At 40.6% G+C, this 15,067-nt stretch carries 8 protein-coding genes; 1 reads left to right on the top strand and 7 read right to left on the bottom strand.

What is annotated here, in order from left to right; translation table 11 throughout:
* Positions 1 to 967 precede the first annotated feature (967 nt).
* Positions 968 to 1,951: an endonuclease/exonuclease/phosphatase family protein gene (locus M1D52_RS11910; RefSeq protein ID WP_437392653.1), complete on the top strand. Its 984-nt coding sequence runs from the start codon at positions 968 to 970 to the stop codon at positions 1,949 to 1,951.
* Between the two features lie 193 nt (positions 1,952 to 2,144).
* Here M1D52_RS11910 and M1D52_RS11915 read toward each other — a convergent pair whose 3' ends face one another.
* The 7 genes from M1D52_RS11915 to M1D52_RS11945 form a co-directional block, all read right to left on the bottom strand.
* The gene (locus tag M1D52_RS11915) at positions 2,145 to 3,311 is read right to left on the bottom strand and encodes a glycosyltransferase family 4 protein (protein ID WP_437392654.1); all 1,167 of its coding nucleotides are present in this window, start codon (positions 3,309 to 3,311) and stop codon (positions 2,145 to 2,147) included.
* 6 nt (positions 3,312 to 3,317) lie between these two features.
* A complete protein-coding gene (locus M1D52_RS11920; protein WP_437392655.1) occupies positions 3,318 to 4,292 on the bottom strand; it encodes a lysylphosphatidylglycerol synthase domain-containing protein in 975 nt (324 codons plus the stop codon).
* A gap of 7 nt (positions 4,293 to 4,299) precedes the next feature.
* Complete coding sequence (locus M1D52_RS11925) at positions 4,300 to 5,475, bottom strand: glycosyltransferase family 4 protein (protein WP_437392656.1); 1,176 nt, start codon at positions 5,473 to 5,475, stop codon at positions 4,300 to 4,302.
* A gap of 355 nt (positions 5,476 to 5,830) precedes the next feature.
* Positions 5,831 to 6,259, bottom strand: a complete 429-nt coding sequence (locus M1D52_RS11930; RefSeq protein WP_130855808.1) for a retropepsin-like aspartic protease — start codon at positions 6,257 to 6,259, stop codon at positions 5,831 to 5,833.
* A gap of 16 nt (positions 6,260 to 6,275) precedes the next feature.
* Positions 6,276 to 7,214 carry a malate dehydrogenase gene (mdh, locus tag M1D52_RS11935; protein ID WP_013667184.1) on the bottom strand — a complete coding sequence of 313 codons (939 nt, stop codon included), beginning with the start codon at positions 7,212 to 7,214 and terminating at the stop codon, positions 6,276 to 6,278.
* A 207-nt stretch (positions 7,215 to 7,421) separates the two neighbouring features.
* A complete protein-coding gene (gene tamL, locus M1D52_RS11940) occupies positions 7,422 to 9,722 on the bottom strand; it encodes a translocation and assembly module lipoprotein TamL (protein ID WP_437392657.1) in 2,301 nt (766 codons plus the stop codon).
* Positions 9,712 to 14,991: a translocation/assembly module TamB domain-containing protein gene (locus M1D52_RS11945; protein WP_437392658.1), complete on the bottom strand. Its 5,280-nt coding sequence runs from the start codon at positions 14,989 to 14,991 to the stop codon at positions 9,712 to 9,714. The genes tamL and M1D52_RS11945 overlap by 11 nt, the downstream gene beginning before the upstream one ends.
* Positions 14,992 to 15,067: the final 76 nt, after the last annotated feature.

Genomic DNA, 15,067 nt, shown 5'->3' on the forward strand with positions numbered 1-15,067 from the left:
CTTGGATGTTTGATATAGGATGACTGTTAGGTTTAACTAAAACCTCACTTCAAAGACGTTCGTCCTTATAGCAAACACTATTGGGTTTATAATAAACACATTCAGATTTAATTTAAAGTTGTTTGCCTTTATCTTGTTTCCGTACAACTTTGCCTTAATTCCGGTCGTCTTTACTTCAAAGTCGGTTGGGTTTATGATGAATCCTTTTGGGTTTATTTCATTGCTGTACGACTTTGTAGCAAAGTTGATCGACCTTATATGAAGGACGTTTCCATCTATAATAAAGTCATATGGGTTTATAGTAAAAACCGTTGACTTTACTATAAGGACAATTGGGATTACGTTAAAGTCAATTGAAATTGAAGTAATTCCGTACCTCTTTAAAGCAAAGTCAGTTACCATTATGTTTATGTCAATCAGCTTTATAATAAAGGTGATCGAATTTGTATTAAATATGGTTGTCTTTATGACGATCCCGGTTGACTTTACGTCAATACTAGTTAGGTTTGTTTTAATGTCATTTGAGATTGGTTTGAAGCTGGAGGGAATAGGGAGTAGTTAATAGGGAGTAGTTAGTAGTGAATAGGACTTAAATGAGGACGTAAGGCGTGTCCCCAACTAACAGGTTCCCTTGTTCACTGGCGGGAGGTGAATAGGGAGAAGGGAGCAGTTAGTAGTGAGTAGTTAATAGTTAATGGGGTAGGACTTAAATGAGGACGTAAGGCATGTTCCCAACTACCAGGTTCCCTTGTTCACTTGAAGGAGGTGAGTAGGGAGTAGTTAATAGTGAATGGAGTAGGAGTTAAATGAGGACATAGGGCCTATTCCCAACTAACAGGGTCCCTTGTTCACTGAGGGGATATAGCGTACTGCCTATAGTCTAAAAAAAAATAACATTCCTTTAACATTTAAACGACGTTCTGTTTAACTCTCGATACTAGTTTTATGCCAGGAAAGCCTTACTTTTATGGAACTTATTCTTCGTCGTAAACTAAGCAGAAAGTGGATGAACTTCTTCTTTATTACCTGTCTTTTGTTTTTGGTTGTGAAGCGATATTTTCAAGTTTGTCGTGTTCCTACACAAAGCCATTCGTTTATTAGCTTCAATACCCATCCTCCTGAAGAATTGCCCATCAATTATGAGGGTGAATTTTCCGTCATAACTTATAATATAGCGGGTTTGCCACAGCTCATTTGCAGCGCTGTTACCGAGCGTTCGTCTAGTATTGCAGAAATTGGGCGTCGATTGAATGATTATGATATTGTTCATGTGCAGGAAGACTTTAACTATAATAGCTTCTTGTACTATAGTGGTAATGAGCATCCTTATAAAACCAAAACGAAAGGAGGCGTACCTTTTGGTGATGGCTTGAATACACTCTCAAAATATCGTATTACGGAAATACACCGCATTCCTTGGAATAATTGCACGGGGGCGGACTGTTTGACACCTAAGGGTTTTACGTTTAGTAAGATTGAAGTAGGGAAGGGCGTATTTATCGATTTTTATAATGTACACGCAAATGCGGCGGATGATCCGGCCGCTGCTGCCGCGAGACGGAAGAATATGATTCAACTGTCCAATTATATTAAAGAGCACTCAGGCGATCGAGCGGTCATCGTTATGGGTGATTTAAATGCGCACTTCTGCTATGAACATGACAATATTCGCGATCTGCTTGCCCAAAATGGTTTGAAAGATGCATGGGTAACGCTCAAGGCTAAGGATAGCTTCCCCGCTTTCAAAAAATTTGTGAAAGAGGATATTTTGAAGTTGACTGACGACTGTGAGTCTATCGATAAGATACTCTTTCGAAACAGTGCTGATCTGTTGCTGACTCCAAATGCCTACCGTTTCGAGAACGAGAAATTCAATAATAAAGAAGGAATACCGCTCTCGGACCATTGCCCCGTGAGTTTATCGTTTAGTTGGCAGCAACGTAGTTATTAGTTGTTGGTTATTGGTTGTGGGTGTGAGTTTTCTTCCTGTCTTTATGTTCTAGCAGGTATCAAGTATCAAGACACCAGCCTACCGACAGGCAGGTAAGTATCAGGACATAAGTATCACGACTTTCCGTTCTATGTCAACTATTTTCCTGTTCAACTACTCAACAACTTAACTACTTAACAACTCGGCGACTTAACTACTCAACTAACCCCAAAAATGCCTCATAATAAGCTTTGACCATTTTCTTCCAACCGAAGTGTCTTTTTGTATAATTAACCGACGCTGTCTTTTTCTCCTCGTCGCTAGGTTTCTTCATAAACTCGTTTAGTGTCGTAATCCATTCTTCTGCTTGTTCTGATGGTAACAGATAACCGTTCTTCCCGTGTTTTACAGCGTCCGAAATACCTCCTGTGTGGGAGGCAAAAACAGTTGTCCCACATAAGGCAGCTTCCAAACAAACTAGGCCAAAGCCCTCCATATCACCCTCTACTTCGATATTGGGCATAATAAAGGCACTTGCATGATACAGGATGTTCAGAATTTCATCGAACGGCAATCGTCCCAAGTGTTTGGCTCTTTTTCTTATTTCAGGCTTGCTTAATAACTGACGCAATTTCGGCTCATCGGTGGCCGCACCTAGAAATAACGCAAGTTTGTTTCGGAAAAAGGGTGGAAGGAATTTAAAGAAGCGCTCTTGTTTGGTTGCTTTCCAATGAAACGGCCCTATAAAAAGCAATAAATAATCATGTTGCAAATGAGGCATTACGCGTTCGACAAACCAAGAAAATCCCTTTCTCTTAACGGGCCTGCCAATGGCTACCAATAATTGTTTTCCACGAATATCCAAACGGTACCTTGCTTGGAAATCGTCATGGAAATTTAATGAGAATTTATGTTTAGGTATTTTTTCATCGACACCGTTTGAAATGACTCGTAGCTTTCCCGTAGCGATCCCCACGCTTTGTGCGGCTTGGGCCGTAGCCTTGCTTACTGCCACGATAAGATCAAAGCGATTCAGTTTTGGGAGAATAAATTTCCGATATAAAAAACTCGGAAAGACGACGTCTAAACCATGTATGGTAACCGTGTGTTTAATGTGCGGATTGAATCGACAGCACAATAAATAATAGGAGGCAATCAATGCATCATTAAAATGGATAAGTGTAATATTGGGATGCTGATTGATAAGATGTCTTATGTTTTTTCCGAGTGCCAGAAAAAAGCTCAGCCGGCTACCGATGCCTTTGTATATTAACTCGTGCACCGTACACCATTTTCTCATACCCACTACCAGTTCATAGCTTTGCTTTTCCATACCGCCGGTAGTAGGGGGATATTTATGACTTACAAATAGAACTTCCATGAATAATTATACTGCTTGCAGTTGCGGGGCCTTTCTATGATATACAACATAACTGATACCGCCAAAAAGTAACCAAACGAGTTGTCGAGCCCGCCGGACAACGGAGACGCTAAGCCATAGGCTGCCCGTTATACCAATAAATTCTAACATAAATTGATTGCCATACTCTTCAATACCGATTTGCCCCGGAATTATTGCGCCTGCTGATTTAAAAAAAATAACGCCCATATCCATGGCTAAACTTTCAATTACGTCAATATTGATATCCAGCGAATGCAAGATAAGCAGGAATTCCAGGGAACCGACAAACCAATGGAGCGAGAAAAAGAGAAACGACAGCCATAGCGCCTTTTTCTCTTGGTGATAGTATAACTTTGTTTCGGATAGGGTAGTTGTTAGACTTAATTTGAGTTGACTAAAACGGGTTGTAAGTTTCTTATGCAACGATTTAGTAAGGCGAAATATTAAGAAAATAAGCAGACTGATGACTGAAAAAACAATCACAAAATAAGGGAAAAAAGACGCTACTTGTCGATTAAAACTATCGTTGCTGCTCTGCTTAAGTAGAATAGCTACCGCTAGTGCCGACAACAGAAGCTGCGAAGCGATCATCAGAAAGCGTGAAACGATAACCGATCTAATAGCCGATTTTCTTTCGATCATATAGGGTTTCAACAATTCGGCCTTTAGAAAATCGCCTCCAATAATGCTACTGGGATTAAAAAGGCTCACCGTTTCACCAATAAGTCTGATCCAAAACAATTGATAAATGTTGATTCGCTTTCGCTGGTCTCCCAAGCAATAAGCCCAGGCCAGGGTGCCTAGGAGATACGCGAGGCAGGTAAGGATCAAAACCCAGCAAAAACCCCAACCGATACGTGCTAACGACCGGGTTACCTGCGTAAGGTCTGTATGAGCAATGTAGATTCCTAAAGAAATAACAACAGATAAGAATAGTATAATTTTAATAAATCGAAGCATTCCGGTACTAAGAGGTTAGTTTGTAAATGCTGGGAACTTTGCCCAACTGCTCAATATCGTTAAAGTAAATGTCAGCTAGCCGCTCCCAGTTCCGTTTTGTGCTTTCTTGTATGCCCAGCATGCTGAATTGCCGGTGAATCGTTTTTTTATTCAATAACGTTTCTATACGGTCTACAAATTCTCCCTCACTGTTAGGATTGCAAGCAAAGCCATTAACACCATTTTCTATTAGATCTTTGGAACCCCCACCGTCAGCAATGACACAAGGCAGGCCAGAGGCCTGTGCTTCTAAAATAACATTGCCATAAGTTTCACTAACAGATGGGAAGACAAAAATGGAACTCGATGCATAAAGACTTGCTAATTCGTCGTGACCAACATGGCCTAAAAAGATTGCTCCAGGCATATTGCTTTCGCATGCTTTTCTTGCGGATCCATCTCCTACAACTAAAAAATTACATGCAATTCCTCGTATTTTAATTAATCGATAAATTTTAAAGAGCATTTCCAGGTTTTTTTCCCATACCAAGCGGCTTACAAACAAGAGTGTAGGCTGTTGGTTCCCGGTTATTTTTTCAAGCTTTGCCAGATCCTTTTTCAGCGGATTAAACAATGTATTGTCAATTCCTCTTTCCCATAGCAACATCTTCGATGCTTGAATGCCGTAATTGATTAGTTCCTGTTTAATGGTTCTTGTTGGAACATAAATGCAATCACATTGATTATAAAATAATTTTTTCTTCGACGAAACATATCGCTTAACCGGGCCGATAAGAAAAGGCAAATGTTTCAAGTAGTAGTCTATATATGAAATAAAGTGGGTGTGATAAATGCTGACCACCGGGATATGCCGCTTGCTGGCGTAAGTGACCGCGAAATGCCCCAAAAGAGAAGGGGTAGCGATGTGTACGATATCCGGACCGAATGTATCTAGTTTACGGATTAATCTTCTTTTTATTAAGGAAGGAATCGATAATGTATAATTCTTATTGGAAGGAATGGTGATGGTTGGAACTTTAAGCGAAGGAAAGTCTAACAGTTGATCCGGGCCATCACCATAAATAAACATGAATTCAAAACGATCGAACGGAATTCTCTTAATAAGCTGAAACATCGTTCTGGATGCCCCATCTTTATCTTCATGCAAGATTTCCGCAAAAAACGCTACTTTAATTTTTCGCATAGCATATACTTCGTATTTATAAAGCTATCGGTTTAAATTAATAATAGCATTAATCAATTGTTATGAATTCATCATGTAATGAAGAAAACCTAGCCGATAGCCTTGTTTTTTTCACAAAGGCATAATGCTTTTTTAAAATAGGCTTAACGCGGATAGCTTAGATTTGTATCAGAGTTAAATAGTAATTGATTCATGTAAATTAGGTTTGGTTAAAATTGGGAAAAGGCTCGCTGTGAAGCGCGCCTTTTTTTGTTGTTATTAGCTGTTAGTTATTAGCTGTTAGTTATTAGTTATTAGTTGTTAGTTATTGGTTATTAGTTATTGGTTGTTAGTTGTTAGGTGCTATTATTAAACTCTATTCCTTCATGCTAAGTGTCAGGGTCATTTTTCCATAGTCAATGATACCTTGATATTGGGTGAGTATATCGCCGCCAATAACGCCGATTACAGGCTCGACTGAAAGATTCTCGTAGGCAAAATTAATAGAAGACAAATCCAGCACGGCCACTTCAAAATTTTTAAGGTGGAAAGTGCCGATTTGAAAATCAGGAAGTTGCCAAGTAAAGCTTTCCATATTAGTCGTACCCAAACCGGTAGATACGCGGTCACTGCTTTTAAGTTGCTCATTACCTATGTGACGCTCTACGATTGTTTTGTCGAATACAGTTTTGGACGCACCCGTGTCCAATACAGCTTTAAAGCTATGTTCGAAAACAACGACTTCCACCAATAAGTGGAAGCCGTCATCTTGAAGATTTAATAATGCTAGTGGTATTTTAATCATTAACGATATTAGTTTTTTAGATGATTTTACTCTCAGAAAGCACGTTATTCATGCTTCTCACGGCTTCGGCACTTTGTCTGAATTTAGCCTTGTCTTCTTCGTCCAATTGAAGAGCAATTATTTTTTCGGCGCCGTTTTTACCGATAATAACAGGAACTCCTAACGTGATGTCCTGCTCACCATATTCGCCTTCTAAGTAAACAGAAGCCGTGAATAGTTTTTTCTGATTTCTGACAATACTTTCCACCATCCCGGCGATAGCTGCACCCGGCGCATACCAAGCAGAGGTGCCTATAAGTTTCGTTAAAGTGGCTCCACCTACCATCGTGTCGGCTACTACTTGTTCCTGTTGCTGTGCAGATAAAAACTGTGTCACTGGAATACTGTTCCAAGTGGCGTGTTTTATCAACGGAATCATCGTAGTATCACCGTGCCCGCCTATAACAATGGCGTTTAAATCGGAAGGAGAGGCTCCGGTATGCTGACTGATCTGGTATTTAAATCGGGAAGAGTCCAATGCGCCGCCCATACCGATAACTCTGTTTTTAGGTAAGCCAGTGGCTTTAAGGGTAAGGTAGGTCATGGTGTCCATAGGGTTAGAAACCACTAGAATAATCACCTCAGGCGAATATTTTAGCAGATTCTCGGCAACCGATTTAACAATATTTGCATTTGTTCCGATCAATTCCTCACGTGTCATTCCCGGTTTACGCGGTATACCGGAAGTAATAACAGCAACGCTTGATCCGGCAGTTTTTTCATAATCATTTGTCACCCCCGTGATTTTAGTGTCAAATCCTAAAAGGGCTGCGGTTTGCGAAATATCCTGCGCCTTGCCTTCGGCAACTCCTTCTTTGATATCCAGCAGTATAACTTCTTCTGCAAGTTCTTTCCTTGTGATATTATCTGCAGCGGTTGCGCCTACGGCACCGGCGCCAATAACGGTGATTTTCATAAATTTCCGGAATTAAATGATTCGTTAAAATTATTGTTTTTTACCTCAGTTCCGCACGATGGTAAAATAGTAAAAAGGAATGGGAATGGCAAAACAAGTCGTAAGTTATAAGTCATAAGTTGTAAGCTATCGCTTGTATGGGGTAAATCGTGTTACCGTTGCTACTAACAACTCAAAAACTTAAAACCTAAAACTTATAACGTATAACTAAAACGGATAACCAATAGCCAAGTTGAAGACCAAGTTATCACGTCGCCAATCAGGGTCTCTAAAATTAATTTTATTGAAAACCCAGCGCTGGCCATCCGGTAAATAAGGGATACGGAGTGGAATAGCAAGATCCGTTCTTAAAATGAGGAAAGTCAGATCAAAGCGGAGCCCTACGCCGCCGCCAACCGCTAATTCCTTAAAGAAATTCTTGGAAAATTTGCCACCTTGAAATACCGTATCTGCATTTTGTAACCAAATGTTACCGGCGTCGATAAAGGCCGCCCAATCTAATATACTAACAATCTTAGACCGATACTCTAAATTGAATTCCATGCGGATATCACCGGTCATATCCGGAACGAAATTATCGTTTCCAAATCGCTCGGGGTTATAAGATCCAGGACCAATTGCCCGGGCTCTAAAAGCACGTAGACTGTTAGGCCCACCCGCAAAGAACTGCTTCACATAGGGAAGTCGGGTCGAATTGCCATAGGAATAACCATAACCAAACAAAGCACGAGCGGCAAGCGTCCGATTTTGCCCCAGTTTCATATAATGACGGTACTCAATTTCGGTTTTAATATATTGCGAAAATGCAGCGTTAAAAATACTGTCTTGCTTCCCTTTTTTTACGTTTGATCCCAAAATCAAACCAACGGTATTGGCGGAAAGATCCAAACCACCGGAAAAGTAAAAGGTATGTTTCCTATCGGTTTCCATGGTATTGGTATAGGTAAATTTGTAGTTCGGACCAAAGGTGAACTGTCGGTCGATCGCTCTTTGTAAATAGGGAAACTCTGTAGCTAAGCTATCGTAAAAGCGGGTTACATTTACCGGCTGTACGTAAGCAACGTCTAATACGTTCAGTTGATGTGTTTTTTTTGCGGATTCCTGCCAGTTATAGCCCCATGCAAAACGTAGTGAATTCAAACGGTAGGCCTGTCTTCTATTTAGAAATTCGTAGCCTACCAGCGTGGTAGTATGCGGGACGAACCGACGCGTAGGCTCCCAACCAAAAGGAGCAATGATACGTGGCCAAGTTAAGGAGGCTTCTAAACCATAACGGTAAAAATTCGAGTTGATATTGATACCACCACCTGATTGCACTTCGTAGCCGCCATAAGCAGTTAAACGTAAAAGTTCAGCTCCTTTGAACGCATTTCGATGACTCCAGCTGACGTTAACCTCGGAACCATTGTAAACAGCAGCTGTTTTACCAAGCAATTCAACACGTACGGCCTTTTTTTGTTGTGGCGTAAGGTAGTAATGGACATCTAATTTATTGCTTTTTCCACGATCTGCCAACATAAAGTTATTTTTGACAAAGCGGAAAGTTCCCATTCCGACAAGCTGGCTAATCGTTTGATTTTGTCGATCTCGGTTATAAAGATCACCTTTATGGAAAAACATCGTTCTGGCGAGTGCAAACTTTCGAAAGGTCCGATGTGGATCTATAAAATAAAAGCCTTTGTATTCTTCGGCATCTTTGGGAGTAGCCACTTCATAATTACCCTGAACTAGTGAATATTCCGGATAAATGAAAATGTTGTTGATCGTATAAGGTTGTTTCGCATTTTTTGGTGTTTCCTCTTTTAGTTTGACATTCATGTCTACCATGTGATTGCCAATCATACTGTCTACCTGTACCAAAAGGTGATCAGAGCTGAAAAAATAATAACCTTTATCCTTGAGGATATTATCAATCCGCTCGCGTTCCGCAATGATCCTATCCAAGTTATAAGGTCTACCGGGCACCAAAAGCGATCCTTCCTGCGCTAATTTTAACTCCCTTCCAATCTGTGTAGTTGTGTCAGCTTCATACGTTACTTTATTGATACGGTAAATTTTATTGGTCGTAGCTACATAGTTCAGCGTCGCCTTTCTGTTTTCAATAGTCGTATCTGTCGTTACATAAGCATTAAAGAAGCCGATGTTTTCCAACCTATTCCTGACGAGATTTTCATTGTACGGAACATTTACATCTTGGAGCAATACCGGAGGTTCACCTACTTTATTTTTCAACCAGTGTTTAAAACCTTTGTTTTTCTTGGGCTGACCGGCAATGTTATAGAAATAGAGTTTGGTACGTAAGCCTAAAAACTTCTTATTCGGACGCGGCCGTAGCACCCCCTCCAGTCGTTCGGTTAGCGGTCCTCTATACTGGTCCGGAATCGAATCGTTATTCAATTCCACCTCACCTTTCACATACAAGTTTTCACCTTCCTTTAAATACTTGATATTACTACAGGAAGCAAAAAGTACTGAAATCGCTATATATGTGTATATTTTAATTCTCATCGTTGCTCTTCTCTGATGATTCTTGCTCTGTAAATTCATCCTCATTCCGGTAGGCTTTGTTTAACTTTTCGACGTGATCCGCAGGTATGTCTTCTTGCTTTTCTTCGGCCACCCCATCTTCTTTCTTCGTCTCCTTAGGTTGATGGTCATTGCGGCGCTCCACACTATCCTGGCCGTTTTCATCCTCCTCATCATTTTTTTCCAAATGCTCTTTCATTTCTTCTGCTCGTTCTTCATTAAGCTTTTGAATGCGCTTAGCGCTCATAAACAGCTCCCTGAATTCATCGTAATTCATATTGATAATGAAACCCAGCCCTGTCTCAATAAATTGGCCCTGTAGGGTTACCTGATATTGATTTTTTCGATATACACGAGCGATATAACGACCGTCTCTTGATAATTGGTATTCAACCGAGATATCACCCGCAATATTCGTAGCCTTTTGACCAGGTTGCGTAGCTCCTTCTAATTCAAAATTGGAGCCGACGGTCACTTTCAACCGATCATCTAACATTCGTTTTGAAACCCCGACGTTTAGATCTGTCCGATTTTGCGCTTGCCCGGTGCTATAGTCATCAGCAGTAGATTGTAGATCAAAATTCAATTCTACACCGGCAATTAGATCACCGGCCATTTTATTTAGCTGACTTGTTAACAAACTACTAACGCTGGATCGTACCATCGTTTCAGTGCTGGATCCGCCTGCACTGGAGAAAGGATTCTCAGCGATAAACCTACCTAATACAATCAGAGCAAAGGTCTGCTTGTTCATCTCCGAAGGGTTGTCTCGTAGTTGTGCCAGTTTTGCTTCTACATTTTGGGTCACATCCTGCGATACCGTATTGGCATTTCCGCCGGTTCCCAAATCAATGTCAAAAGAAATCTCGGGTTTTAACATTTTGCCCCCTATATGAAGATTGACATTGAAAGGAAGGCGTTGTCGATAATAGTTTGCTTGCGTGCCGGTAACCTGTACCAAATCAATCGGTTGTGCTTGCAAGGTATAAACTGCCGTCATATTAAGATCAGCGTCCATAATGTCGCCACCCCAAGTGATTGTACTTCCTTTTTTAAAGTCAAATCTTCTTTTGATCATATTAAAGGATAGGGAATAGTTACCTTCTTCCACTTCGTAAGTTCCGGCAAGGGTCATTTCGCCGCCCGGATTGATACCGAAGTTAAGTAGAGCCTGGCCTTTGACAAATAATTTATCGCCGGTTCCGGGATCAACGATCACAGTAAAGGCCGCGTTTCTATCCACATCGATATTTAAGGATATGTTCATCCCGGTAATGGTATTGCCCGTCGTTTCGGTTGTATCGTAAACCGCTAAGATCTCCGCGCTATCTCGAGGACTCAAACTAGTAAATTCTACAATGCCCTCACGTTCCACTAAACCGGGATCCGTTTCCGGCATGGTCAGTGTCATGTCGGTATTTTCATTGACTCTTAAGGTACCATTCACAGACGGACTCATGGCTGCGCCACGGATACGCAGGTCGGTATCGATGTTCAGTTTTCCATAGAATAAGTTGTTATCGATCTCTGTGGAATTTAAAACCTGGAAATCATCAGCTTTTACGTCCATACCCAAAGCAAATTCGGTATACGTCTTTGTTCTGATATTGCCATTGATAATCGCTTTATTACCAACACTATCAGTCAAGGTAAATTGTTTAAAGCTGATGCCTCGATCATTGAAATTAATCCGCTGCTGATCCATGTTAAACGTAGCGTTTAGCATGGAAATATTCATTCTGGCTCGGTTGAAGTTCAAATCGCCGTTGATGATCGGTGCATCTAAACTACCGGTTAAATCAAGCTTTCCGGAAATGCTTCCGGATGAGCGCCTTAAATTGCCGAAACTAAAGGCTTCGATGGTACTCATATTAAGATTATTAACCAACAAATCAAAATCCATCGTAGATTCGGCGTCAAGCGGTGTAATATAGTCGCCACTTAATTGAATATCGTTTCCTTTTCCTTGAATAGTAATATTCGCATTGTAGGTGTTTTCCTTCGCATTATTTATTTGAAGGCCAATATCTCCAATAGTGTCTTTGCCAAAGTAGAAGTCGTTGATGGTTATATCGGATGTAAAAACGGGGTAGCCATCGAGTCGATCGACTAAGGCATTACCGTTTATTCCGCCACCTAAATCTAAATTTGCACTTTCCACCATATTAGCAAACGTTTCAATACGAAAGTTTTTGAAATTAACGGCTAAAGGTGAATTGGGTACGGAGTCTTGCGATGCAATAGTCATTTCTTGCCCATTTTGGCTGAGATCGAAGTGAGAAGCCAATAAACCTTTTGAGCCAAAGCTAATAGTGTTTTGGGGATTAACGGACCATTTGTCATAATTTAACATAAGGCCGTTTTCCTTTAAGGAAAAGAGAAAGTCTTCGGCGCGGGCCTGTAGATTAGCGCCCAAATGATATTGCTCTTTACCTTTCTTATCTTTGATCCACAAACCCGCATCAATAGAACTGTTCTTTACGGTACCGCTTAAAAGTGTATTCATGATTTCGATACCGGATACTTTAATGTTATTAATAAGTGCAGCGTAGTAGAGTGTACTATCTAAAGTGTTGACATCAAAGCTAACATTTTGTATATCGGTGCCTGCATATACCGCCTTCGGTGCAACACCCTTAATGTTAATCGATTTGGTTTCGCTATTGAAGTTGCCGTCTAAAGTAATAGGTTGCATTTCGGTTAGTTCCGGCATTACACGGATGATGAGTGGTGACCTTCTGAAAGTTGCACCAAATTCGATTTGTGCAGGACTATATGCAGGAATGGTGTCCGGTAGGCCTGTCTTTTTATTAATGGCCGGATTGGGATTATAATACGTGTTTAGTACATCCTGAAAAGCATAGGATAAAGAAGTGAGTTTATAAGATCCAATCATATGTGCATTGAGAAACTCAGAACGTAATTGTAAGAGATTTTGACTACTGTCAGTCTGCGCAATCAAACTGATCGTGTCTAATACGTATCGATCAGTATTATAAGCGATAATAGCATTTGTTAAATCCAGCTTTCCATTGAGATAATCTGGATCGGCTGAATCAAAATTAGCAAGCAATTTGCCATGAAACCGGATATTGTCGTTGGTCAGGTTTAAATTTTTGGTGTTGATACTATCCACTAGTAGATCCATGTTAAACGTTGGGTATCGCTCTTTCAAGTTTGCAAATGCCTGCATTTCCAGGCTTATGTTTGGATCTTTACTGCTAAGCGATGCTTTTACATCGCCACTATTGGCTGTGGCCGCTAAGTTTATATTGGTATAGGTATAATCCATAGCCTCCGCACGTATCAGCTTGGCTTTGGCATCTGCTACTAGTTTAGATGGATCAAGACCTTTCCCTTTGATTTGTGCAGCAAATGATATCTTTCCAAGTGTTGAATCCATCTTCATCAGATGACCTACATTCACATCTTGGATTGTAATATCTGCATCATAACTCGTATCCCTTTGGGCGGCATAGTTTGCTCGGAGATTTGCATTTCCCATAGATGATTGAAGATGCATGTTGGTAGTAAATTGATTAAGCCCTCCTTTGAACGTACCGTTCAAGTTCAGCTGTTTTGGCAATTCGATGCTATCAGGCAGCATGCTCTTCGCTACCAAGCGATCCAGGTCTCGCTTTCCGGTCTGTAGATCTTTTAATTGTAAATCGATATAGAATTTGTCGATGTCAGGTAATCCTTTTATATGTGCGCTAGCTTGCAAGCGGGTTTGATCTAAGGTTGTAAATGTCAAATTAGCTATGCGAAGATCATCAACACGCCCCTTTACGTTTCCGTCCACAAAAAAGGTATGGCCGAGTAGCGGCTTCATTACCTCCATCGTGTCTAAATCCGGAACTAACAAGAGTACATCCTTCATTCCAATTTTACTCTTTTGGATATTAGCATTCAATTGAATTTCGCCAATGCGCTCCGTAATTTGTTCCAGCGAGGGATAGTTTACCCGGGCATAGTTTCGAATAAGGGTGTTAGGGGTTTCAATGTATAAGTCTTTTGCCTCCGCGCCTTTTTCTGTATAGACGAAATCAGCTTCCGCTTTCGTGATGGTAAAGCCACTTCTATCCTTGAAATTCAATTGGTTTAGCTTCCCACTTATCGAATCAATCGAAAAGAAAAAGTCAGACATTTTCAGGTCTACGCCCGTCATATCAAGATTTCCATAATCCATGCCCTTGGCCACTTTTGGCTGATTTGCGTCAAAATAAACAAGTTTATTCTTTCCAATAATTAAGTCGGAGATATTTACTTGCCATTTTATAGGTGTGGTTTCGCCGGTATCAAGCGTAGAGGTGCTAGGGGTTGGTTTTTGTATCCTTCCAAAGGATACCTTTGCCGTATTGTTTTCTAATACGGCCTGTTTTATATCTATTCGCTCGCCACTCAAATCGATGTCTTTAAAATCAACCAAAAGTCGATCAAACAGAACTTGCGCATTTAAAGCACTTGCTTCGTCCACGTATTGTGCTTTGATATCTTCTAAGCTGACACTGCCAAGTTGAATGTCGGGGAGGGGAGCCTCTTCTCCAACGGCTGCTTCCACTCCTAAGTTTTTGCTAGATGGGATCGCTGTGGAGTCTGCTACCGTCCATTGTCTGATAGCTGTATTGACTCCTTGGATGTTGATCTTTGGAATCTCGAAACGCATTTTGTTCAGGTCGAAAGTCTTAATCCGTGTATCTAAATGGCCTAAATTGAAATCGGCATTGGTACCAATAACTTCGTCTTCATAAACGAGTCGAATACGGTTGAGATTAATCTTATCAATCGAAAACTCCATGCTGGAGGTTGTATCTTCCGGCTTAGGCTGCGTTTGCTCTTCACTAACAAATGCTCGCATAATGTAATCGAAGTTGAAGCTACTGTCAGGTAAAGTGCGGTCAATCTTGACGGTAATGCCTCTTAAATCGATTTCGTTTATTTCCACTTTGTTTTTTAGGAGCTTAAGTAGACTTATATCGACTTTTAATTGCTCTCCGGCGAGCAATGTATCTTTCTTTTGGTCTTCGAAATAAACACCTTCCAATACCAATAATTTAGGTAAATCGAGCGATACCCTTTCAATTTTAACCGGCGTTTCGATTTTTTTCTCCAGATAGGATACTACTTGTTGGACCAAAAAATTCTGAACGGCTGGAATACGAATTAAAATAAAAATCAGGAGTACTAAACCAATGATACTACCAACGACCCATAAAATGGTCTTGAGTGCAATTCTTCCAACTTTATTCAAAATAATATATTCTTAAAAGTGTTCCCAAATTCATGTGTTTTCGAAGCCCTAACGAATGCTGTCTCTCCTTTGCTTT

The sequence above is a fragment of the Olivibacter sp. SA151 genome, assembly GCF_054130995.1.